Origin of the sequence: Actinoplanes sp. NPDC049598, from assembly GCF_040675435.1 — a bacterium.
In the GTDB taxonomy this organism is placed as follows: domain Bacteria; phylum Actinomycetota; class Actinomycetes; order Mycobacteriales; family Micromonosporaceae; genus Actinoplanes.
This window is the reverse complement of sequence record NZ_JBFAOX010000008.1, coordinates 140,861-161,519: the sequence shown is the minus strand read 5'-3', so window position 1 is coordinate 161,519 and position 20,659 is coordinate 140,861. Positions and strand designations below refer to the sequence as shown.

20 protein-coding genes and 1 pseudogene are annotated in these 20,659 nt (G+C 69.7%); 11 read left to right on the top strand and 10 right to left on the bottom strand.

The features are described from left to right. The first annotated feature begins 49 nt into the window (after positions 1-49). The 6 genes and pseudogenes from AB0J66_RS20090 (at position 50) to AB0J66_RS20065 (ending at position 5,080) form a co-directional block, all read left to right on the top strand. Positions 50-850 (top strand): GNAT family N-acetyltransferase, encoded by an 801-nt coding sequence (locus tag AB0J66_RS20090; RefSeq protein WP_364662523.1) that lies wholly within the window; start codon positions 50-52, stop codon positions 848-850. A gap of 35 nt (positions 851-885) precedes the next feature. Continuing rightward, positions 886-1,854 carry a class I SAM-dependent methyltransferase gene (locus AB0J66_RS20085; protein WP_364662520.1) on the top strand — a complete coding sequence of 323 codons (969 nt, stop codon included), beginning with the start codon at positions 886-888 and terminating at the stop codon, positions 1,852-1,854. 52 nt (positions 1,855-1,906) lie between these two features. Then, a complete protein-coding gene (locus tag AB0J66_RS20080) occupies positions 1,907-3,532 on the top strand; it encodes an amidohydrolase (protein ID WP_364662517.1) in 1,626 nt (541 codons plus the stop codon). A gap of 113 nt (positions 3,533-3,645) precedes the next feature. Next, a pseudogene (locus tag AB0J66_RS20075) lies at positions 3,646-3,822 on the top strand (alpha/beta hydrolase); the annotation flags it as partial. Further along, on the top strand, positions 3,821-4,501 hold the full coding sequence (locus AB0J66_RS20070) for an alpha/beta hydrolase (RefSeq protein WP_364662514.1): 681 nt from the start codon (positions 3,821-3,823) through the stop codon (positions 4,499-4,501). The pseudogene AB0J66_RS20075 and the gene AB0J66_RS20070, both read left to right, overlap by 2 nt. 138 nt (positions 4,502-4,639) lie before the next feature. Next, positions 4,640-5,080: a cupin domain-containing protein gene (locus AB0J66_RS20065; protein ID WP_364662511.1), complete on the top strand. Its 441-nt coding sequence runs from the start codon at positions 4,640-4,642 to the stop codon at positions 5,078-5,080. A gap of 68 nt (positions 5,081-5,148) precedes the next feature. On the opposite strand, the gene AB0J66_RS20060 is transcribed toward AB0J66_RS20065, so the two are convergent. Next, positions 5,149-5,706 (bottom strand): TetR/AcrR family transcriptional regulator, encoded by a 558-nt coding sequence (locus AB0J66_RS20060; RefSeq protein ID WP_364662508.1) that lies wholly within the window; start codon positions 5,704-5,706, stop codon positions 5,149-5,151. A 90-nt stretch (positions 5,707-5,796) separates the two neighbouring features. Here AB0J66_RS20060 and AB0J66_RS20055 point away from each other — a divergent pair, with 90 nt between their 5' ends. Next, the gene (locus AB0J66_RS20055; protein ID WP_364662505.1) at positions 5,797-6,261 is read left to right on the top strand and encodes a nuclear transport factor 2 family protein; all 465 of its coding nucleotides are present in this window, start codon (positions 5,797-5,799) and stop codon (positions 6,259-6,261) included. Positions 6,262-6,280: 19 nt separating this feature from the next. Here the strand turns inward: AB0J66_RS20055 and AB0J66_RS20050 are convergent, their stop codons facing one another. Genes AB0J66_RS20050 through AB0J66_RS20025 form a run of 6 tightly spaced genes read right to left on the bottom strand, consistent with a single transcriptional unit; the run spans position 6,281 to position 10,610 of the window. Continuing rightward, entirely contained in the window at positions 6,281-6,889 is a 609-nt protein-coding gene (locus AB0J66_RS20050) for a GNAT family N-acetyltransferase (RefSeq protein ID WP_364662502.1), read from the bottom strand. A 40-nt stretch (positions 6,890-6,929) separates the two neighbouring features. Beyond that, on the bottom strand, positions 6,930-7,319 hold the full coding sequence (locus tag AB0J66_RS20045; RefSeq protein ID WP_364662499.1) for a nuclear transport factor 2 family protein: 390 nt from the start codon (positions 7,317-7,319) through the stop codon (positions 6,930-6,932). Between the two features lie 2 nt (positions 7,320-7,321). Continuing rightward, positions 7,322-8,188, bottom strand: coding sequence for an alpha/beta hydrolase (locus AB0J66_RS20040; protein WP_364662497.1), 867 nt, complete (start codon positions 8,186-8,188; stop codon positions 7,322-7,324). Then, entirely contained in the window at positions 8,185-9,135 is a 951-nt protein-coding gene (locus tag AB0J66_RS20035; protein ID WP_364662494.1) for a hypothetical protein, read from the bottom strand. Before AB0J66_RS20035 ends, AB0J66_RS20040 begins: the two co-directional genes overlap by 4 nt. Continuing rightward, positions 9,135-10,178 (bottom strand): aldo/keto reductase, encoded by a 1,044-nt coding sequence (locus tag AB0J66_RS20030; protein WP_364662491.1) that lies wholly within the window; start codon positions 10,176-10,178, stop codon positions 9,135-9,137. The genes AB0J66_RS20035 and AB0J66_RS20030 overlap by 1 nt, the downstream gene beginning before the upstream one ends. A 30-nt stretch (positions 10,179-10,208) precedes the next feature. Further along, complete coding sequence (locus tag AB0J66_RS20025; RefSeq protein ID WP_364662488.1) at positions 10,209-10,610, bottom strand: nuclear transport factor 2 family protein; 402 nt, start codon at positions 10,608-10,610, stop codon at positions 10,209-10,211. A 178-nt stretch (positions 10,611-10,788) separates the two neighbouring features. Between AB0J66_RS20025 and AB0J66_RS20020 the strand changes: the two genes are divergently transcribed. The 4 genes from AB0J66_RS20020 (at position 10,789) to AB0J66_RS20005 (ending at position 14,637) form a co-directional block, all read left to right on the top strand. Then, positions 10,789-11,622 carry a sulfurtransferase gene (locus AB0J66_RS20020; RefSeq protein ID WP_364662485.1) on the top strand — a complete coding sequence of 278 codons (834 nt, stop codon included), beginning with the start codon at positions 10,789-10,791 and terminating at the stop codon, positions 11,620-11,622. Positions 11,623-11,669: 47 nt separating this feature from the next. Next, positions 11,670-12,554, top strand: coding sequence for an alpha/beta hydrolase (locus AB0J66_RS20015; RefSeq protein WP_364662482.1), 885 nt, complete (start codon positions 11,670-11,672; stop codon positions 12,552-12,554). Positions 12,555-12,663: 109 nt separating this feature from the next. Next, positions 12,664-13,794, top strand: coding sequence for a beta-propeller fold lactonase family protein (locus tag AB0J66_RS20010; RefSeq protein WP_364662480.1), 1,131 nt, complete (start codon positions 12,664-12,666; stop codon positions 13,792-13,794). Between the two features lie 129 nt (positions 13,795-13,923). Further along, the gene (locus tag AB0J66_RS20005; RefSeq protein ID WP_364662477.1) at positions 13,924-14,637 is read left to right on the top strand and encodes a flavodoxin family protein; all 714 of its coding nucleotides are present in this window, start codon (positions 13,924-13,926) and stop codon (positions 14,635-14,637) included. A gap of 15 nt (positions 14,638-14,652) precedes the next feature. On the opposite strand, the gene AB0J66_RS20000 is transcribed toward AB0J66_RS20005, so the two are convergent. The 3 genes from AB0J66_RS20000 to AB0J66_RS19990 all read right to left on the bottom strand — a co-directional run bounded on the left by AB0J66_RS20000 (position 14,653) and on the right by AB0J66_RS19990 (position 20,439). Next, positions 14,653-16,524, bottom strand: coding sequence for a BTAD domain-containing putative transcriptional regulator (locus AB0J66_RS20000; RefSeq protein WP_364662474.1), 1,872 nt, complete (start codon positions 16,522-16,524; stop codon positions 14,653-14,655). A gap of 32 nt (positions 16,525-16,556) precedes the next feature. Then, positions 16,557-18,584, bottom strand: coding sequence for a BTAD domain-containing putative transcriptional regulator (locus tag AB0J66_RS19995; protein WP_364662471.1), 2,028 nt, complete (start codon positions 18,582-18,584; stop codon positions 16,557-16,559). Between the two features lie 211 nt (positions 18,585-18,795). Continuing rightward, positions 18,796-20,439, bottom strand: a complete 1,644-nt coding sequence (locus AB0J66_RS19990) for a GDSL-type esterase/lipase family protein (RefSeq protein WP_364662468.1) — start codon at positions 20,437-20,439, stop codon at positions 18,796-18,798. Between the last annotated feature and the right edge of the window lie 220 nt (positions 20,440-20,659).

Sequence of the window (20,659 nt, the reverse complement as noted above, 5' to 3'; positions counted from 1 at the left end):
TTCGGCCCGCCGGTGAACTTCCGCGCTCCCCCGGACGACACAACCAGACGTGCATACGCAATCCCTGACCGAGACCGTCGAGGCGGACTTCATGTACGAGTACGGCCGCTGCGCCCCGGCCGACACACTGGGCGTCGGGCTGGCTCGCATCGGCGGCGGAGCCCTCGTGTCGATGCGCGACGACCCCTCCCGCTACTGGAGCAAGGCGCTCGGCTTCACCGCGCCGGTCACCGCCGGTCTGATCGACGAGGTGCTGGACTTCTACCGCGAACAGAAAAACGACCTGGCCGTTCTGCAGATCGCCCCGGACGCGCTGCCCACCGGCTGGGACGACATCTGCGCCACCCGCGGGTTACGAGCCGGAGCGGAGATGGTCAAGCTGGTCGCGCAGATCGACGATGTCGCGCCGGCCCCCGCGACACCGGCGCTGCGCGTGGGCCCGGTCGGGCCGCAGGACGTCGCCGACTGGGCCCGGCTGATCACGACCGCCTTCGGGATGACGGCGCCGGGGCTGGTCGAGATGGTCGCGACCGCTGGGACGGCGTCCCGCTTCCAGCCGTTCGGGGTCTGGATCGACGACACCCTCGTGGCGGGCGGCCAGTTGTTCATCACCGGCGATGTCGCCTCACTGAATACCGGGGCGACGGCGGCCGAGTTCCGGGGGCGGGGCGCCCAGACCGCTCTGATCCACGCCCGCATCGAAGCGGCCCGGGCGGCCGGGTGCCGCATCGTGGTCGCCGAGACGGGCCGGCCCAGCCCCGGCCAGAACAACCCGTCGCTCAACAACATGCGGCGGGCCGGCCTCCAGCCGGTCTACGCGCGGCGCAACTGGGTCTGGTCCGCGCAATAGCCCGGCCGCCGACAGCCAGGAGAACGGAATCCTTGATGGAGACGGACAAGATACAGCAGTGGTCGGCGGCCGCGCAGTCATTGGCGGTGCTGGACGCGGCGTACGAGCGAGGCTGGATCGCCTTTCTGACCGAGCCCCGCGATGTCACGGCCCTGGCCGACTTCGCCGGTCTGCCGGTGGACCGGGTCCGGGTCGTCGTGGCGGTGCTGACGGAGATCGGCGTGGCCGCTTCGACGGGTGACGAGGTGCGGCTGACCGCGGCGTACGCGGCCATGATGGCGCCCGGCGCGCCCTTCTCGATGGCCGACCGGCTCGCCGACGCGCGGATGATGCGCCGGCTGGCCGGGCAGGCTGTGGCCGGCCCGCTGCCCGCCCCGGACGCACAGGACGCCCTGGTGGTCGCCGACGCCTTCGGTCTGCGGCCGACACCGGTTGCGGCCGAGGTGTTCCGGTCGCTGCTGGCGGCGTTGCCGGAATTCACCGAGGTGCTGGCCGGCGGCCGCTATCTCGACGTCGGCTGCGGCGTGGCCGGGTTCCTGCTGAGCTGCGCCTCGATGTACCCCACGATGCACGGCGTCGGTGTCGAGGTCGTGGCCACGGTGGCCGCCGAGGCCCAGCGCCGGGCCGAGGACATCGGCGTCGCCGATAGGGTCGAGATCCGGTGCATGGACGCCCGGGCGATGGCCGACACCGCGGCCTTCGGTTGCGCCTTCTGGGCGCAGCCGTTCTTTCCCGAGGCGGTCCGGGCGGACACGCTGGCCGCTATCCGGCGCGCGCTCGAACCGGGCGCTCCGCTGGTCATGCAGGAGATGGAACGGCCGCCGGACGACCCGGACGAGCGGATCGCCTTCGCCCTGCGGGGTCTGGTCTTCTCGGGCTGGGACGTGCCGTTCGCCCGGAGTGCCGAGGATCTCGCGGCCGAGGCGGTCGAAGTCGGTTTCCGGCTCGACCGGATCGGCGAGAGCCCGCTCGGCCGCCTTGTGATCGTGCGTAAGCCGGCATGAGCGACCAGATGACGCCGCCGACGCCAGAAAGCTTGAGGACCCGGGAGGTTCCATGCACGCGGACATAGTCGTACGCGGACCGATCTACACGATGGACCCGGCCGCCCCGTGGGCCGAGGCGATGGCGGTCACCGGCGGCCGCATCACCGCCGTAGGGGACGCGGCCGCCGTTCGGCCGCTGGCCGGTCCCGGCACCTTGATCGTCGAGGCCGGCGACGGCATGGTGATGCCCGGTATCGTCGACGCCCACAATCACGTCTCGACCGGCGGTCAACAGGCCGCCTGGGAACTGTCCCTGCCACCGGTTCTCAGCCTCCGCGAGCTGCTCGACGGGGTCGGCGCCACGGCCCGGGCCGCCGCCGCGGGCGACTGGGTGATCGGCGGAGCCGTCGGCAGTGACCTCTTCAACGGCATCGGCACCGCGGAGAACCTGCGGGCACTGGACGCGGTCAGCCACGGCCATCCGGTCATGCTGCGGGACGTATCGACCCATCACCGCTGGGTCAACTCGAGAGCGCTGGAGATTCTCGGCATCACCGCCGCGACTCCCGACCCGCCGGGAGGCTCCTACCTTCGCGACGACGACGGCCGCCCGGTGGGTGTCCTGTTCGAGCAGGCGTCCCAGTTCGCCGAACAGACCGCGCGCGAGAGCATCCCCGACCAGCGCGAGCGGGACCTGACGTCGGCCCGTACCGCGCTGCGCCTGCTCAACTCGTACGGCGTCACCGCCGTGCAGGACGCCGGCACGATGGGGCCCTGGCTGGACACCTTCCACTCACTGGACGAGCGGGGCGAGCTCACGGCCTGGCTGGTGGCTTCGATGCCGAACATCCATTACATGGTCGCCAGCGCCGTCTTCCCCGAGCTGGCGCCGTACGCGGCCACCCTCCGCAGCCGACATTTGCGGCCCGACTTCGTCAAGATCCTTCTGGACGGCATCCCGATGAGCCGGTCCGCCGCCATGCTCCATCCCTATGCGGGCGAGGCCGATTTCCGAGGGGCCTCGCTGTACGACATGCCGAGCTTGGTCGCCGTCCTGCAGGACGCGGTCGACCGGGGTCTGCACGTCAAGGCGCATGCCACCGGCGACTTCACGGTCCGTCAGGTCCTCGACGCCGTTCAGGTGATCCGCGACCGCGGGCATCACGACGCGATCTTCCATGTCGCCCACCCCGAATTCGTGGATCCGGCTGACATCAGGCGTTTCCGGGAACTGAACGTGGTGGCCGACGCGTCGCCGACCCTGTGGTTCCCGAACCCGATCAACGATGTCATCCGTCAGCAGGTCGGCGACCGGTACATGTCGCGCATCTGGCCGCTGCGGGAGCTGCACGAGGCCGGGGTGACCATCGCGGCCGGCACCGACTGGCCGAGCGCGGTCGAGCGCCCGGACCCGTGGTTGGCCATCGAAACCATGGTCACCCGGCGTCACCCGGGCGCGCTGGTCCGCGGTGCGCTGGCCCCCGAGCAGGCTCTCGACCTGCCCACCGCACTGACGGCTCACACGTCGGCGGCCGCCGCGGCCATCGGTCTCGGCGGCGAGACCGGCCGGCTGAAGACCGGCCTGTCGGCCGACTTCGTCGTTCTCGATCGCCGGCTGCTGGACATCCCCATCAACCAGGTGAGCCGCACCGAGGTGCGGCAGACCTGGTTCACCGGCCGGCTAGTGCACGGCTGAGCCGTCCCGGGCGGCGCGCGTGCCGGGCGGCCGATCCTGCTCTTGATGGACCCGACGGCGACGGCTTGCCGCTATTGGGAAACCTTGTAAACGCACAGATCGGATCCACGGGCGTGCGCGACAGAACAGTAACAACAAACGACGGTGTCAATATTCACTGTGTGGAGGCCGGATCGGGGCCTGATCTTCTGCTTGTTTCGGGTTGGACACTCACCGTGGACGCCTGGCGACAGCAGATCGAAGAGTTCTCGACAACCCACCATGTGATCGCGTACGACCATCGCGGGCATGGCCGGTCGGATCGACCGTCCTACGGCTATCGCATATCCCGTCTCGCCGCCGATGCCCATCAGGGTCATCGAGCGTCTCGATCTCACGGACGTCACGTTGGTTGCTCATTCGATGGGTTGCGGCGTCGCCTGGGCCTACTGGGATCTCTATCGGGACGAGTATCTGCAACGGTTCGTCCTCATCGACCAGCCTCCGGTGCTCGCCTCTTTCCCGGACTGGCCCGAAGACATGGTGATCCGGTCGGGGGCGCCCCATGAGGCCGTGGATGTACCAGCATTCATCGTGGCGTTGAGGAGCGCTCACGGTGAGGAACTGGCCGCCGGCGCAGTGGAGACCATGTTTACCTCGGCCATGCCGAAGGAACAAAAGGCAGCGGTTGTCCAACAGATGCTGCTCACGGGTCGCGCAGAGGCGAGCGCGTTGATGTTCAGTCAGATCGCACTGGACTGGCGCGACATTCTTGCTGAGATCACCATTCCCACCCTGCTTATCGGAGGAGAGGCGAGCCTCTTTGCCGTCCAGTACATCAAAGATCTCAGCGCGGCTATTCCTGACAGTAAAACGCACGTGATTTCGGCGCGCGACGGCGGCAGCCACATGGTGATCATGGAAAACGCCGCCGCAGTCAATGCGGCAATCAGGCCCTTCATCGAGTCGACGCCTTTGACCAGGTTCTAGCGGGTGGCGATTATTTCGAAGGGGAGCCACGACGCGATGACACCACGGCACCCCAACTGACTCACGAGCCTTGATCCACCGCCACACCGTCCCCATCAAAAATTGTCGAGCAGTCATTCAGAGAGGAAGTACACGTCGATGCGTAAGCACGCAGTTCGCACCGGTGCCGTCGCCGTCCTGGCGGCGGTGGCCACGGTGGCCGCCGGTTCGCCGGCTCTGGCCACACCGGCGGGCCCGGACGTCAGCGGGAAGGTGCTGACCCAATACACCGCCGGCAAGACGGATTACATCCTGCGGGAGATCACCATCCCGGCGCACGAGAGCACCGGGTGGCACTTCCACGACGGCGACCTGTACGGCTGGGTCAAGCAGGGCACCCTCAGCCACTTCGACAGCTCGTGCCAGTCGGACGGGGTGTACCCGTCCGGGAGTTACATCCACGAGCCGCACGGCCAGAGCCACGTCCATATCGGCGTCAACCGCGGCACCACCCCGGTTGTCCTGGACGTGCTCTACGTGCTTCCGCACGGAGCTCCGCTGTCCGAGGACGCGCCGAACCCCGGTTGCGACTTCCAGTGACGCCGTGAGCCCGGCGGACGAGGTCACCGGCCTCGTCCGCCGGCACCGGCCGTACCGGCCGCCGGTGATCAGCGGGACCGAAGACCGCGCATGGCCAGATCGAAGAGCCGATCGGCCTGCGCCTCCCAGTCGCCGGCCGGGTTGAGCTGCCAGAGACCCGCGAACAGCAGCAGGACGTCATCAGGATCCACCCCGGCCGCGACCGCGCCGTCCGCCTCGGCGGCGCACAGAAGTGTCCCCAGGGCCGCCACGATGGGCTCATACGTCTCCGCGAACAGGTCGTCCTCGGCGTAGGCCGCGGCTCGCAGAGCACCGGCCAGGCCCTGCTTGGTCATCGCATACCGCGCGACCCGGCCGATCCAGAGCCGCAGCGCCCGCTCTGCCGGATGCGAGGCGAGCAGTTCGGCGGCGGAGTCGGCAACCTGTCGCACCTCATGGCGGTAGGCGGCCAGGATCAACGCCTCGCGAGTCGGGAAGTTGCGGTACAGGGTGGCGTTGCCGACTCCGGCTCGCTTGGCGATCGCGTTCAGCGACACCTCCGGCGACTCGGTCAACGCTTCCAGCGCCGCTGACAGGATCGCCTCCCGGTTCTGCTCAGCGTCCGCTCGTCGTCGGCTCGCCACCACCGGCCGCCCCCTTGCTAAGTGGGGAGTTCCCCAGTTAGTCTCGATCTGTAAGTGGGGAAGTCCCCACCTCTGACTATAAGGGGAGACGGCATGTCCGTTCACCGTGAGATCACCGCGGCCGAGGCGGCTGACCGCCTGGCGATCCGGGAGCTGTTCGACGCCTACGCGCACTGTGCCGACCGGCGCGACGCCGACGGCCAGAAAGACCTGTTCGCGCAGGACTGCCGCTTCGTCGTGTTCATGGACGGCGAAGGATCGGAACCCACCTACGCGCTGACCGGCCGCGAAGCACTGACGCCGGTCTTCGAGGGCCTCCGGCAGTACGACGTGACGACCCACTTCAACGGCCAGAGCACGGTCACGCTCGATGGCGACACCGCGACCGGCGAGAGCTACACCCTCGCCCACCACCTGTTCACGGCCGACGGCGAACGCCAGATGATGGTCGCCGCGCTGCGCTATCTCGACACCTTCACCAAGCGCGACGGCCAGTGGCTGTTCGCCGAGCGCAACCTCGTGGTCGACTGGGCCGAGACCCGCCGGTCCACCCCCTGACCCGTCCCGCGGCCGGCGACTACCGGCCGGACCACGATGCCGGGCGATCCGACCGGCCGCCGGCCGGATCGCCCCGGTAGGTGAATAGAAAATGCCGTGTCCCGCCCCGCACCCGGGCGTCGAGGTGCCACGGCAGGCCGGCGGCCGCTCGGCCGATCAGCCGGTCCGCCAACCGGATCACCGGCGCATTGACGGCGTCCGCCTCCGCGGTGACGACCGGGACGCCCGCCGCGGCGCACTGACGAAGCATCTCCCGCACCAGGCGGTCGCCGACGCCCCGAGACTGCCAGGCGTCGGCGACCAGCACCGCCAGATCGGGCGGCTCGGCGACGCCCGGGAGCCAGGCGACCTCGGCCAGGCCGACCAGTCGCCCGCCGGCGGTCACCACCGTCGCCATCCACCGGCGTCCGCCGGCGCCGGGTTGCCTCAGCGACCGCAGGTAGGCCGGCGGAAACCGGGTGGTGCCGGACCGGAAACGACGGGTCAGGGAGCCGGACGAGAAGGTCGGCTCGGCGGCATGCAGCAGCATGACGTCGGTCTCCCGCCACGGCCGTACCTCGATGCCGAGGGGCGCGCGGCCACCCGGTCCGCTGCCGAGGTGATGGGGCGGGTGACCGGAGTACGGCATGGCGCCTCTTTCGCTCGGGGCGCGCGACCGGCGCCCGGGATCAGCCGACGAAGGCGGAGAACGCCTCGAGGTCGGAGATGTGTCCGGTCAGAGCGCGGATGCGGTCACCGCGCAGGCTCAGGACCAGCGCGACGTGGACGTCGAGATGCCGGCCGTCGCGGTCACCCGTCTCGTGGAGCAGGGCGATGACGCTGTCGCGGCCGTACAGGATCTTCTCGATCGTGGCGGTGATGCCGCCGAAGGCCGCCTGCACGGCGAGAATGCCGCCGACACCGGTGTGCACACCGGCGACCGCGCCGGTACCGGGGACGGTCCAGGAGACGTCGTCGGTGCACACCGCCCCGAGTGCGTCGGCGTCACGAGCCGCCAGCGCCACCGCGAACCGTTGCGCCAGAGCCAGTTGCCGCGGCGCGGGGATGAGGTCGGTCATGGTCAGCCCTTCCAGTCCTGGAGAAAGTCGATGATTTCGGTGTTGACGACCTCGGGCCGCTCTTCGTGACACAGGTGTCCGCAGCGCGGGATGCCGAGGCCTCGTACGTCGTGGGCCATCGAACGCCAGACCTCGAGCAGGTCGAAGTGCGCGGTGTTCGGCTCGAAGCTCTCCCCCCACAGCGTGAGCACCGGGCAGGCGATCAACGTCGCCGCGTCGGCCAGGTCCTGCCGCAGGTCCTCACCCGCGGCGCGGTAGTCCATCGCGGCGCCCCGGATCGCCCCCGGCCGCCGCAGGGCCTCGACGTAGACGTCGAACTCCTGCGGGCTGAGGAAGTCGGGGTTGTACGACCAACTCCGCAACAGGTGGTTGAGCCACACCTCCTCCCGGTCCCGGATGAGCGCCTCGGGCAGGTCCGGCACCGCCAGGAACGCGAAGAACCAGCCGGCCTGGGCCAGGGGCAGGCTGACGTTCTCGAACAGGGCCCGGGTCGGAACGTTGTCCAGGGCGACGAAGCGGTCGATGCGCTCGGGATGGTCCTTGGCGAAGCGGGTGGCGACCCGCGCGCCGCGATCGTGACCGACGACGGCGGCCCGCTCGTGGCCGAGGTGATCCATCAAGGCGGCCAGATCGCCGGCCATGGTCCGTTTGTCGTACCCGGTCGCCGGCTTGCCGCTGTCACCGTAGCCCCGCAGGTCCGGCGCGACGACGGTGTATCGGCCGGCGAGCTCGGGGATCAGCTTTCGCCAGGCGTACCAGGTCTCGGGAAAGCCGTGCAGGAGGTACACCGGCGGGCCGTCGCCGGCGCTGACCCAGTGCTGCCGGATCCCGTTGAGGTTCGCGGTGTGGTGCTGAACGGCTGCCGTCATGTCTCTTCCTCAGTCTTCGGTGCCGGTCGCGGGGGGCCGGCTATCTGCGCGGCATGGCGCAAGGCGTCCAGGAGCAGGCCCGGTGCCCGGCTCCGGCCGGCTTGCCCGGCACTGACGCGCAACATCCGGGGCACCCGCTCCGTGCCGACGGCGGCCGGACTCGCGATGATCTCCTCGGTGACCTCGACCGCCTCGCTCCAGGCCCCGGCATTGATCAGATCGTCGATCCGGGCCGCACGGTAGAGAACCTGGTCGCGGCCCTGCCCGGCCGGTAGCAACGCCACCGCGGCCGACGACGCCCGTACGGCCCCGCGCACGTCACCGACCACGCTGCGGATCTCCGCCTCGTGGGCGGCCAGCTCGGCATCGTGCAACCACCAGGTCCAGACCGGGTCGTCCGCGGTGACACCGCCGTCGAGACCGGCTCGGGCCCGGTCCAGTTCGGCCAGCGCTCCCCCGCCGTCGCCCAGCACGCCCAGGGCCCGGGCCCGGCGCACCCGCATCATCGCGGTGACCCGCCGCGAGCGTGGCCGTTCGGCCAGAGCCCGGTCGGCGAGATCGAGCGCGGTGCGCCCTCGACCGAGGTAGGCGGCCTGCATGGATCGGTGCGAGAGCAGGAACCGTGTCATGGCGCTGTCCCCCGCCGCGCGCGCGAGCGGCAATGCCTGCCCGGACACACGCCACGACAGCGCCTGCTGCTCGCTGTCGTAACACAACCACGCGGCTACTTCGCCCAGTTCGGCCAGGGCGGCGGCGAGGTCGGCCGGTACGGTTCCCGCGCCGCGGCGGGAAAGCCGCCGAACGCCCCGGCGGAACTCGCCGACGGCCGTCCGGTACAGCGCTCGTGATCCGGTCACCGTGTCGAGCGCCACGAACCGGGCGATCGTCTCTCTCAGCCGATGCAACTCGCTTTCGCGCGCCGCGGCCCCGCCTTCGGCGACGGTCATCAGTCCTGCGGCGGAACGGGTCCGCGGACGGCGCCGCTGTAGTCGTTGATCCACTTCGGGTACGGCACCTTGGTGGCGCTGATCGCGTCGAGCTGAGCCAGGTCCTGCGCCGATAGTTCCAGGTCGATGGCCCCGAGGTTGCCGGTCAGCTGCTCCACGTTGCGCACGCCGATGGTCACGCTGGTCACCGCGGGACGCGCCAGAAGCCAGGCCAGGGCGACGTTGGCGGGGCTCGTCCGGTTGCGCTCGGCCACCTCGCGGACCACTTCCACGATGGGGTGGGCCACCTCAGGGTCGACGGGCGGGATGCTGGCCAGCGGCGCCTGAACGCGGCGGGCGTCCAGGTCGGTCGAGGCGCCGCTGCGGTCGTACTTGCCGGTGAGATAGCCGGCCGCCAACGGTCCCCAGATCGTCAGGCCGAGCTGCTCACTCTCCACCAGCGGGACGACGTCGTTCTCGATGTCGCGCACCAGCAACGAGTAGTGCTCCTGCAAGGCCACGAAACCGGAGAGCTGGCGCAGCGCGGAGATGCCCAGCGCCTTGGCGACGTGCCAGGCCGCGAAGTTGGAGGCACCCAGGTACCGGATCTTGCCCTGACGCACCGCGTCGTCGAGGGCCCGCAGCGTCTCCTCCAGGGGGGTGACCGGGTCGAAGTTGTGCAACTGGTAGAGATCGATGAAGTCGGTACGCAGACGCCGCAGGCTCCGCTCGATGCTGCGGGTCAGGTGCAGGCGGGTCGCACCGAGGTCGTTCGGGCCCGGGCCCGAACGAACCAGCGCCTTCGTGCTGATGAGCACCTCGTCCCGGCGGCCCTGCAGGATCTGACCGAGTTGCTCCTCCGACTCACCGGCGGAATACACGTCCGCCGTGTCGATGAGGTTGACTCCCGCGTCCAGGGCGGTCTTCACGACCTTCTCGGATTCCTGGACCGAGAGACCGCCGACCGTACCGAAGATCGGGTCGTCGGCGCCGCCGAAGGACATCGCCCCGAGCGAGATCTCCGATACGTAGACGCCCGTACTGCCAAGAGTGCGATATTTCATGATCCCGCTTTCTGCCCAGAGGTCCTGTGCTCATTTGTCGATGCGCGGTGCAGCGGGTTCAACCACCGTGGGAGCGGTCACAGAGCTGCCGGCGACGTCGCGGGTCTGCTGGTGGAACCGCAGCTTCCAGGTGCCCGTCGCACGCACCCACCACGAGCTGTGCACCGCCTTCGCATCCCGGTAGGTCAGCAGCAGCACGTCAGGAGTCACTTCCGCGGCCACCAGATCGGTCACCGTGGGCTGGACGTAGCCGGTCTGGACGGCCAGCGCCTCGACGACTGTGTCGACCGTCCAGACCCGTCCGGTCGAATCGACCTCGTGGAAGTCCGGATGCAGCAGGGCCCGGACCGCGGCGCGGTCGCGGCGCACGACCGGCCGTTGCAGATCGATTTCCAGGGACATGACGTGCGCCGCGTCGCTGCTGTGAGTCAACTGACCTCTCCTCGTCTCAGTGAGCCGCCGGACGGGGCCCACAGAGAGGCATCGGGTGTCCCGGGCCGGAGTTCACATCGCGCGGCGAAACCACGTTCCTGCAGCGTGAGGGCAGTCACCTGAACTCACCAGACGCTCACCCGACGTTCCCGACGAGACCAATGAGAGAGGAGAACGGATGAGTCGCGACACCGCACTCGTCTCGGCCGACTGGGCCGAGCAGAACCTCGACACCCCGGGCATCGTCTTCGTCGAGGTCGACGAGGACACGACCGCCTACGACGGCGGCCACATCCCCGGCGCCATCAAGATCGACTGGAAGAAGGACCTGCAGGACCCGGTCCGCCGCGACTTCGTCAACCAGGAGCAGTTCGGCGCGCTGCTGTCCGAGCGCGGCATCTCCAACGACGACGTCGTGGTGCTCTACGGCGGCAACAACAACTGGTTCGCCGCGTACGCGTACTGGTACTTCAAGCTCTACGGCCACGACCAGGTCAAACTGCTCGACGGCGGCCGCAAGAAGTGGGAGCTCGACGCCCGGCCGTACACCAAGGACGTGCCGGTCCGCGCCAAGACCACGTACACGGCCCAGGCGCCCGACCTGTCGATCCGCGCCTTCCGCGACGAGGTCGTCGAGGCCATCGGCGTGAAGAACCTGGTCGACGTGCGCAGCCCCGACGAGTTCGCCGGCCGCCTTCTCGCCCCGGCCCACCTGCCCCAGGAGCAGTCGCAGCGCGGTGGCCACATCCCGACCGCGATCAGCGTGCCGTGGAGCAAGGCGGCCAACGAGGACGGCACCTTCAAGTCCGACGAGGAGCTCTCCAAGATCTACGGTGAGGCAGGCCTCGACGGCAGCAAGGACACCATCGCCTACTGCCGCATCGGCGAGCGCTCCTCGCACACCTGGTTCGTGCTCAAGGAGCTGCTCGGCCAGCAGAACGTCAAGAACTACGACGGTTCCTGGACCGAGTACGGCTCGCTCATCGGCGTGCCCATCGCCCTCGGGGACTGAACAGCAGCGAAAGCGACCACCAGCCTATACGTCCCGAAGGAGCCGGAATGGTTTCCGTTCACCATCGCTACGCCGAAGTCCGAGGTCGGCAGCTGTTCTATCGGGAGGCCGGGCCGGCCGAGGCCCCCGTCGTGGTATTGCTGCACGGCTTCCCGGCCAGCTCGTTCATGTTCCGCAACCTGATACCGGCATTGGCCGGCCGGTATCACGTGATCGCACCGGATCACCTGGGCTTCGGTCTGTCCGACGCGCCCCCGGCCGACGAATTCGACTACACGTTCGACGCGCTCACCGATCTCACCGGAGATCTGCTCCACCAGTTGGGCGTCGAGCGATACGCGATGTACGTGCAGGATTACGGCGCACCGGTGGGCTGGCGACTGGCCCTGCGCGACCCTTCGGCCGTGACCGCCATCATCACCCAGAACGGCAACGGTTACGACGCCGGTTTCCAGGAGCCGTTCTGGCGAACCGTCTGGGACTACCAGGAAAAGCAGACACCCGAGACGGACCGGAACATCCGTAACGCCCTGACGCTGGAGACGACCCGGTGGCAATATCTCACCGGCGTCCCGGACGAATCACTGGTGAGCCCGGACACGTGGCACCACGACTTCGCCCTGCTGTCGCGTCCCGGCAACGACGCCATTCAGCTCAAGCTCTTCCTGGACTATCCCACCAATTCCCCTCTCTATCCGGCGCTGCACGAGTATCTGCGTAAACACCAGCCGCCCTTGCTGGCCGTATGGGGGAAGAACGATCAGATCTTCGGGCCGGCAGGCGCTCGCTCGTTCGCCGATGACGTGCCGAACGCCGAGATTCATCTTCTGGAAGGCGGCCATTTTCTGCTCGAAAGCGCCGGCAATGACGTCGCCGAGCTGATTCTCGATTTCTTGGACCGCATGCCCCGCAACGACCGGAAGCTGCCCTGATCCGGTCTTCGTAAGTCGCACATCACATCTTCCGCACGCCGCGTAAGAGAAACGCGGGGTGCTGCCACCAAGGCACTGTCAGACAAACAACCCCTGGGAGTTGGAGACAATGAAGCAGTCCACCCGCGTCGCCGCCATCGCCGGCGCCGTCCTCGCCGCCACCGCGGCCGCCACCGCGACCACCGCCGGAGCGGCTGTGGCCTCACCCGCTCACCACCAGCCGGGCGGCGTGTTCGTTCAGACCAACAGCGCCGGCGGCAACCGCGTCGTCGTCTACGACAAGGCTCTGGATCAGGTCGGCAGCTACGCTACCGGTGGTGTCGGCGGGACTCTGGGCGGCGCCGTCGTCGACCCGCTCGCCTCGCAGGGTGGCCTCGTGCTCGACCGCGAGCACGGCCTCCTCTACGCGGTGAACGCCGGTAGCAACACCATCACGGTGTTCGGCGTGCACGGCGACCGGCTGAACCGCCTGCAGGTCATCGCCAGCGGCGGCACCTTCCCGGTCAGCGTCGCGGTGCACGGCGACGCCGTGTACGTCCTCAACGCGCGCAACGGTGGCTCTGTGCAGGGCTTCAAGCGCATCGGCAGCCGGCTCGTGCTCATCCCCCGGTGGAACCGGGCGCTGGGTCTGGACGCCGCCGCCACGCCGGAGTTCACCCACACTCCCGGCCAGGTCGCCTTCACCCCGGACGGCAAGCACCTGCTGGTCACCACGAAGGCCAACACCAACGAGATCGACGTCTTCGCGGTGAGCGCCGACGGCGGTGTCTCGGCCAAGCCGGTGCGCAACGTGGACGCCGGCGCCGTGCCGTTCGCCGTGAGCTTCGATCACTTCGGTCGCGCCGTCGTCGCCGAAGCGGGACCGAACGCGGTCGCCACCTTCGACATCCACCGCGACGGCCGCCTCACCAAGGTGGCCGAGGTGGCCACCGGCAGCACCGCGACCTGCTGGGTCGTCGGCGCCGACGGCAAGTTCTACCTGGCCAACGCCGGTTCGGCGACCCTGACTTCGGTCCGTGCGGGCCGCGACGGCTCGCTGACCAAGCTGACCACGACCACGGCCGGCGCCGGCACCATCGACGCGGCGATCAGCCCCGACGGGCGCACCCTGTACTCCGAGAACGGCGGCGGCACCGATGGCGTCACCGCCTTCACGGTCGGCCACAACGGTTCCCTGACCTCGCGCGGCACGGCCACCATCCCGGGTGGCGCCGATGCCGAGGGCATCGCGGCCTTCTGACCGGACCCTTCCCGGCCGCGTGGGCCGTGTCGTGCCGTCAGGCACGGCACGGCCCACGTCTGCGTCCGCCCATGGACGCACGGTGAACTTCGCAGTACGGGCGCCGACATACCGGGTGGGAGGACAACCATGACCGAAACTCGTTACGATGACCTGCGCGCGTTGTTCGTCAACTGCACGCTCAAGCGCTCACCGGAGATCAGCAACACCGGCGGGCTCATCGACATCAGTCGCGCCATCATGCAGAAGCAAGGTGTTCAGGTCGAGGAGCTCCGGGCGGTCGACCACGACATCGCGACCGGGGTGTGGCCCGACATGACCGAGCACGGCTGGAGCTCCGACGAGTGGCCGGAGATCTACCGGGACAAGGTGCTACCGGCCGACATCCTGGTGATCGCGGGTCCCATCTGGCTGGGCGACAACTCCTCGGTCACCAAACGCGTCATCGAGCGGCTTTACGCCTGTTCCCATCTGCTCAACGACGCCGGCCAGTACGCCTACTACGGCCGGGTCGGCGGATGCCTGATCACTGGCAACGAGGACGGCGTCAAGCATTGCGCGCAGAACATCCTGTACAGCCTGCAGCACCTGGGCCACCTGATTCCGCCACAGGCCGACGCCGGCTGGATCGGTGAGGCCGGTCCCGGCCCTTCCTACCTGGACGAGGGCTCGGGCGGCCCGTCGAACGACTTCACGAACCGCAACACGACGTTCATGACGTGGAACCTGCTGCACGCGGCCCGCCTGCTCAAAGACGCCGGGGGCGTACCCGCGCACGGCAACCAGCGCAGCGCCTGGGACGCCGGGGCCCGGTTCGATTTCCCCAATCCCGAGTACCGGTGAGAACGACGGGGTGGGTCATCGCCACCGATCGCCGGTTTCGCTCCCGGCCGGGGTCGACAGTTCCCGCGCATAGGTCTTGACCAGGCCGTGCCAGCCGATCCGCCCGGACCGTCGCCGTTGGACCAGGCCGGTCCGCAGCAGCTCGGCGATCAGCGACTCGGCCGACCGGTTGCCGATCTCCGGGCCGGCCGCGGCGGAGGTCAGCTCGTCGCCCGGCACGGTCGACAGGAACCGGAAGAACCGGGCCGCCGGCGGGCTCAGAAGACGGTACGAGCTCTCGAAGACGGCGCGGACACCGCCGTGCTCGATGCCGCCGTTGAGCACGTCCAGACTCTCCCCGACCTCTCGGAGTTCTCGTTCCACCTCGGACAACGGCAAGCCGGTGAACGACGCCGCCCGGATTCCCACCACGGTGAGCGCCAGCGGAAGACGGCCACAACGGTCGATGACGGCCTCGAGCGCGGCGGGGTCCTCGGCCGCCCGGTGAGCACCGATGTGGCGCACCAGGCAACTCCGCGATTCGGCGCGGGTCAACAGTCCCAGCGATGACCAGTGCGTGCCGCGCCCCGCGCGCAGGTCGGTCAGCGGGCACCGGCTCGTCACGATCGTCAGGCATCCGAAGGAGCCGGGCAGCAGATCACTCAGCTGGTCCGACGCCCGGACGTTGTCCAGCACGATCAGGACGCGGCGTCCGTTCGTCACCTTGGCGTACAGCTGCTTCATCTCCCGGCGTGTCGAGGGGACCGGGGCATCGGTGAGACCGCTGATCAGGTCTCGCAGCGCCTCCTCGACGGTGACCGGCTCCTCGTCGCCGAAACCCTGCAGGTCGAGGTAGAGCTGACCGTCCGGATAGTCGGGGGCGAGGTCGTGGGCCAGGTGTACAGCCGATGTGGTCTTGCCGATGCCCGGCATCCCGTCCAGGGCGATGATCCGGGCGTCCGGGTCGGCCGTCACCGCGCGCATCACCGGTTCGAGGAGACGATCGCGGCCGGCGTAGAACGGCGATCGCGGCGGCAATTGGGCCGGCCGCAGGACGGGATCGGCGTTCCCAGGCTCCGCGGAGTCACCTGGGTCGGCCGCCACGGTGGCGGACGAGCCGGTGGGCCCGGCGATCTCCTGACGCAGCACCGTGGCGTACGCGGTCCGCAGCGCGGACCCGGGAGCGACCCCGAGGTGGTCGTGCAGATACCGGCGGATGTCGTCGTAGCGGGCGACGGCTTCGGCCGGACGGCCGCAGGCGGCCAGCATGCGAAGCGCGCGAATCTGCGCCCGTTCGTCGTGCGGGTGATCGGCGGCCACTGCCAGCACCACGGGCAGCGCCGCCTCGGCGCGGCCCTGTCCGAGCGCCAGGGCGGCGAATTCGTCGACGACCGCGCCGTACTCCCGTTCGATGGCACCGAGACTGCGATGTGACCGCGGGCCCGGATCGAGATTCGTCCCGGCGGCTCCCCGGCGGAACGACACCGCGTCGGCCAGCATGGCCAACGCGGTCGGCGGATCCTGCGTGCGGGCCCGTCTCACCAGGTCGCGGAACCGCAGCAGGTCCAGCGTGTCCCGATCGACGGCCATGCGGTAACCGTCGCCCTGCCGCAGCAGCCAGCGCCCGGCCGAACGGTTCGGCAGCTCCGGCTCCCACTGCCTTCGCAACGCACCGATGTGCCGGTGCAGGAGGTTGGCCGCGTGCACGGGTGGGCTCTGACCCCAGAGGAGATCGATCAGCTCGGCGACGGTGACGGCTTTACCCGCCCGGGCGAGCAGCAGAGCGAGCATCGCCCGGCGCGGCGCCGGCGCCACGACGAGTTCCTCCGGCCCCCGCCGCACGCTGACCGGCCCCAGGATCTCGAAGTGCACCGCCGGGGCTTCGGCCGACATCGATGATGGTGCCATGTCGACGACCTACCGACCTTTCTCAGCGTCTCTCAGGGACGGGATACGAGGTGGGGCCGGCGCTCCGGACGATGGATGCGGCCGCCCCGGAAACCGGAACCGGCCGGTTCGACCGGATGCCGGCGCGGCGGCACGCCGGGACCGACCCGATCGCCGCTGTGCCGGTAGTGCTCCAGGAGGCGGGCGAGCGCGCCGGAACGGACGTCGTCGTCGTCGAGTTCCTGGCTCAGTTCGGCGGCGTGGTCGCGGACCAGCCCGTGCATGCGGAACCGCCCCGGCCGGGTCTCGCTGATCAGTCCCCCGTTGGCCACAGCGCCGAGCAGTCCTCGGGCTTGGGGCACCGCCACACCGAGCAAGCCGGCCGCCGCGGCCACGGAGATCTCTTCGCAGGGTTCCAGCGGCAGAAGCCGGTACAGTGCCGCTGCCCGCGGAGCCAGCGCCCGGTAGGCGGAGGCGAAGATCGATCGCATCTCGCCACAGCTCTCGCCCGCGCTCAGCGCCAGGCGGCCGTCGCGGTTGCGCAGGTCGGCCACGATCTCCGTTAGCTCGGCCTCCGGGCAGGCCAGCACCCGCGCGCCGACGACGGCCAGGGCGAGCGGCAGCCGGCCGGTGAGGTCGAGCACGCCGTCGACGGCGGCCGGCTCGACCACTTCCCGGTACGGCGCGATCCGCGTCAGCAGCGCCCGCCGGGCCTCCTCGACGGGCAGCACGTCGAGGACGCGTCGTACCGCACCGACCTCACTCGCCAGCATGGCGAGGCCACCCCGGCCGGTCACGATGGCGGCGCTGCCGGCCGAGACCGGCAGCAGCGCCCGGACCTCGTCCACCGTCGCGGCGCCGTCCAGCACGACCAGCACCCGCTTGTCACGCAGGACAGTTCGGTACAGCCCGGCCCGCGCCTGCACGGAGTCCGGTATCTCGGGCCGGGGCACGCCGAGCGCGGTGAGGAAGCCTTGCAGGATCTCACCGGTGCTCGTGGGTCCCGATTCCGGGCCGGTCCGCAACTCGGCATACAGCTGACCGTCCGGGTACGCCGAGGCGACGCCGTGGCCCAGGCGCACCGCCAGGGTCGTCTTGCCCACCCCGGGCATCCCCTCGATCACCAGCACGGCCGGCCCGACCCGCGGCCGGTCGCCCGGGGTCAGATCGGTCAGCGCCTGGGTGATCTCGTGGGCCCGGCCCTCGAAGTACCGCTGGTCCGCCGGCAGTTGAGCGGGTGGCAACGTCGCCGTCGAACCCGTGCCGGCCGGCCCGGCGGACACGGCGCGGGTGAATGACGGGGACCGCCGCAGATCGTCGTGGACGGCCCGGAGCTCGGCGCTCGGGTCGATCCCGAATCGGGTGGCCAGGCGCTGCTCGATCTGCCGGTAACGAGCCAGGGCCTCACCTCGCCGGCCCTGCGCGGACAGTGCCCGCAGATACTCGGCCTGCAGCGGCTCGTCCAGAGGGTGCCATTGCGCCGCCCGGCTCAGATAGGTCATGACCATGTCGGTACGCCCGCTGCCGCGTGCCGCCCGGGCGGCACGGCGTGCCACCGCGGCGTGTTCGCGGTCGATACCGTCGAAGATCGGGTTTTCCTGTCGTAGCCGGTCGAAGCCGTCGGCGCACCGCCCCCGCCACAGGTGCAGGGCCCGCGCGTACAGCTGGGTCGCGGCTTCGTCCTGGTGAAGCTCCGCCGCTCGGCCGGCCTCGCCGGCCAGCCGCCGGAAGCGGACCAGGTCGAGCGTGCCGGCATCGACGTGCAGGCGGTAGCCGCCCGACCGGCCCTGAAGCAGGGCCCCCGGCCGGCGTACCGCAAGGCCCGGCTCCAGCACGCGGCGAAGATTGCCGATATGGCGGTGGACGGTGTTGGCGGCGTTGAGGGGCGGCGACTGGCCCCACAGGGCTGCGATCAGATCGGCCGCACTGACCGGATGACCGGCCTGCGCGAGCAGGAGCGCGAGGATCTCCCGCTCGATGCGGGCCGGCAGCGTCAGGTCGTCGCCCGCGCGGAGCACGCGCAGCGGCCCCAGGATCGCGAAACCGGTCGTCGTGGTCGCCGCGGGCGATGTCGTGGTCATCGCGTCCTCCTCACCGGGTTGTCCGGGGATGAACGCTAACCCGCTCCGGCGCCGGTCACCTTCGTCGTTTCGACAAAAAAGATCGCGATCGGGGCGCCGGTACGACAAACCCCGGCGCGCTGGAGCCCGCGGCCGGGGATTCGCTGTCGGATAACACAAAAGACGGGCAATCTTCGAGAACACTGGCCCCGGCCCCGGGCGGGGTGGGAGGTCAGGAGGTGACCATAGAGACGTCGAACTCCTCCCAAGGGCCGACAGCCGTGCGATTGGCGATCAGGGGGTCGGCCCCCGCGTTCTCCGCGGTGACGTAGTCGCCGTCGACGACCGCCAGCAGGCTCGAGGAACCGTCACCGTTGGCGACCAGACGGAATCGCTGCGCGTCACTCACCGTGCGGCCTGACGCGATCAGCGGACTATCGGGCGACGCGGTGACGTACTCACCGTTCGAGTGGGCCCGCAGGGCGAACGTACCGTCGCCCATCGGAATGCGGTCGAAGCTCTCCCAGTCGCCGACGGCGTCCCGGTTGGCGATCAGGGCTTGGGCACCGGCGTCCTCCGCGGTGACGTACTTGTCGTTGACCCGCGCTCGAAGAGCGACGACCGCGTCGGGTTCCGGCGTCGGCGACGCCGACGGAGCGATCGCGGAGCCGAAGACCCTCAGATCCACGGCGTCGGCGATGGCCTGCAGCCCGTCGGTGTTCGGGTGCAGGTGGTCCCCGGCGTCATAGGCCGGCAGGTACTGCTGGGGGCTGGCTGGGTCATGGGTGGCCGCGTCCACATCGAGCACGGCGTCACAGCCGCTCCCCGGGCTTCTGACGAACGAGTCATAGGCCTCCCGGCTGTCCTCACCGGCCTGGGACCACCCGGCATCAGGCTTGAACGGGGTCAGGGTGGCACAGATGAAGGTGATGCCGTGAGCGTGCGCAGAGTTGATCATCTGCGTCAGCGCCGCGGTCAGTTGCGCCCCACTGGGCGGGTCGGCGACGTTGACGTCGTTGATCGGATCGTCGGCGAAAATGACCCATTTGGCGTTGGTTTGCTGGAGGACATCCCTGTCGAACCGATTGACGGCGCTCTGGCCGGCCCCGTCCCGCAGCAGGGCGTTGCCGCTGATGCCCTCGTTCAGCACGCCGACCGTACGACCGCTGTGATCCAGCCGTACCGCCAGGTCGTTGGGCCAGCGCCGGTTCTGGTCCCCGGCCGAGGCGATGCCGTCGGTGATCGAGGCGCCGAGGGTCACCACGGCGCCGCTCGCGGCCGGGTTCTGCACGTCCAGCCCGGCCAGAAGGGTGTAGTTCCCGTTGGTCTGCGAGTTCGACAAGGATGCGCTGCCGGCCTGGTCGCCGCTCGCGACATAGTTCGTCTGCTCGGCCAGCTGGTGCCCGGTGGCATTGCTGACCTGACCGGGCAGATAGAAGCTGACGGAGACGTCGGTGAGAGCGGCCACGGTGAACGAGACGCTGTCGCTGACCACCTTGCTTCCGGCCGGGATGGTGACGGATGCCGAGCCGCCGAAGGTGACCGCGCGGTCGGTGCTGGAGTCGACGGACGACCCGCTCGTCCGTCGCGCGAGATGGAGGTCGGACACCGTGACCGGCGCGGACCCGAACGCGTTCGACAGCTCGACACGGGCCGCCGATCCGGAGATACTGGTGTGCACGATCTGCCGCAGCGTCTGCCGCTGGAAGGACGCGCCGCCGGCCTGAGGCGCCGCGGCCCAGGTGCCGGTCCAGGCGTCGGACGCGACCGCCGGGCGGGTGCCCGCGCTGGCCGGCAGCAACGACGTCGCCGCCACCGCGGCCGCGACGGCCCCGGTGACAGCCGTCGCCACGATGATCCCTCGGTTCCTAGGCATTCATCACCCTTTCCTGACTGACGGGGTTCCGGCCGCTCCCACCGCCGGCCCATCGATTGGCGTGACCTCATTGACGGCCGGCCGGCCGCATAGTTCATCGCCGATCACCCGAAGCCGGAAACAGGGCGTCGCGCGCGTCACAAGAATCGCGACGCCCGGTTGAACCCGGGCCGAGGATTTACGTCTTCATCTGCAGGGGTCACCGACACCCAGCTCATCC

Bases quoted from the DNA above. Each gene is read 5' to 3' on its own strand.
- AB0J66_RS20085 (WP_364662520.1), top strand. From the start codon at position 886: ATGGAGACGGACAAGATACAGCAGTGGTCGGCGGCCGCGCAGTCATTG.
- AB0J66_RS20080 (WP_364662517.1), top strand. From the start codon at position 1,907: ATGCACGCGGACATAGTCGTACGCGGACCGATCTACACGATGGACCCG.
- AB0J66_RS20070 (WP_364662514.1), top strand. From the start codon at position 3,821: ATGGCCGGTCGGATCGACCGTCCTACGGCTATCGCATATCCCGTCTCG.
- AB0J66_RS20065 (WP_364662511.1), top strand. From the start codon at position 4,640: ATGCGTAAGCACGCAGTTCGCACCGGTGCCGTCGCCGTCCTGGCGGCG.
- AB0J66_RS20055 (WP_364662505.1), top strand. From the start codon at position 5,797: ATGTCCGTTCACCGTGAGATCACCGCGGCCGAGGCGGCTGACCGCCTG.
- AB0J66_RS20050 (WP_364662502.1), bottom strand. From the start codon at position 6,889: ATGCCGTACTCCGGTCACCCGCCCCATCACCTCGGCAGCGGACCGGGT.
- AB0J66_RS20045 (WP_364662499.1), bottom strand. From the start codon at position 7,319: ATGACCGACCTCATCCCCGCGCCGCGGCAACTGGCTCTGGCGCAACGG.
- AB0J66_RS20040 (WP_364662497.1), bottom strand. From the start codon at position 8,188: ATGACGGCAGCCGTTCAGCACCACACCGCGAACCTCAACGGGATCCGG.
- AB0J66_RS20035 (WP_364662494.1), bottom strand. From the start codon at position 9,135: ATGACCGTCGCCGAAGGCGGGGCCGCGGCGCGCGAAAGCGAGTTGCAT.
- AB0J66_RS20030 (WP_364662491.1), bottom strand. From the start codon at position 10,178: ATGAAATATCGCACTCTTGGCAGTACGGGCGTCTACGTATCGGAGATC.
- AB0J66_RS20020 (WP_364662485.1), top strand. From the start codon at position 10,789: ATGAGTCGCGACACCGCACTCGTCTCGGCCGACTGGGCCGAGCAGAAC.
- AB0J66_RS20015 (WP_364662482.1), top strand. From the start codon at position 11,670: ATGGTTTCCGTTCACCATCGCTACGCCGAAGTCCGAGGTCGGCAGCTG.
- AB0J66_RS20010 (WP_364662480.1), top strand. From the start codon at position 12,664: ATGAAGCAGTCCACCCGCGTCGCCGCCATCGCCGGCGCCGTCCTCGCC.
- AB0J66_RS20005 (WP_364662477.1), top strand. From the start codon at position 13,924: ATGACCGAAACTCGTTACGATGACCTGCGCGCGTTGTTCGTCAACTGC.
- AB0J66_RS20000 (WP_364662474.1), bottom strand. From the start codon at position 16,524: ATGGCACCATCATCGATGTCGGCCGAAGCCCCGGCGGTGCACTTCGAG.
- AB0J66_RS19995 (WP_364662471.1), bottom strand. From the start codon at position 18,584: ATGACCACGACATCGCCCGCGGCGACCACGACGACCGGTTTCGCGATC.
- AB0J66_RS19990 (WP_364662468.1), bottom strand. From the start codon at position 20,439: ATGCCTAGGAACCGAGGGATCATCGTGGCGACGGCTGTCACCGGGGCC.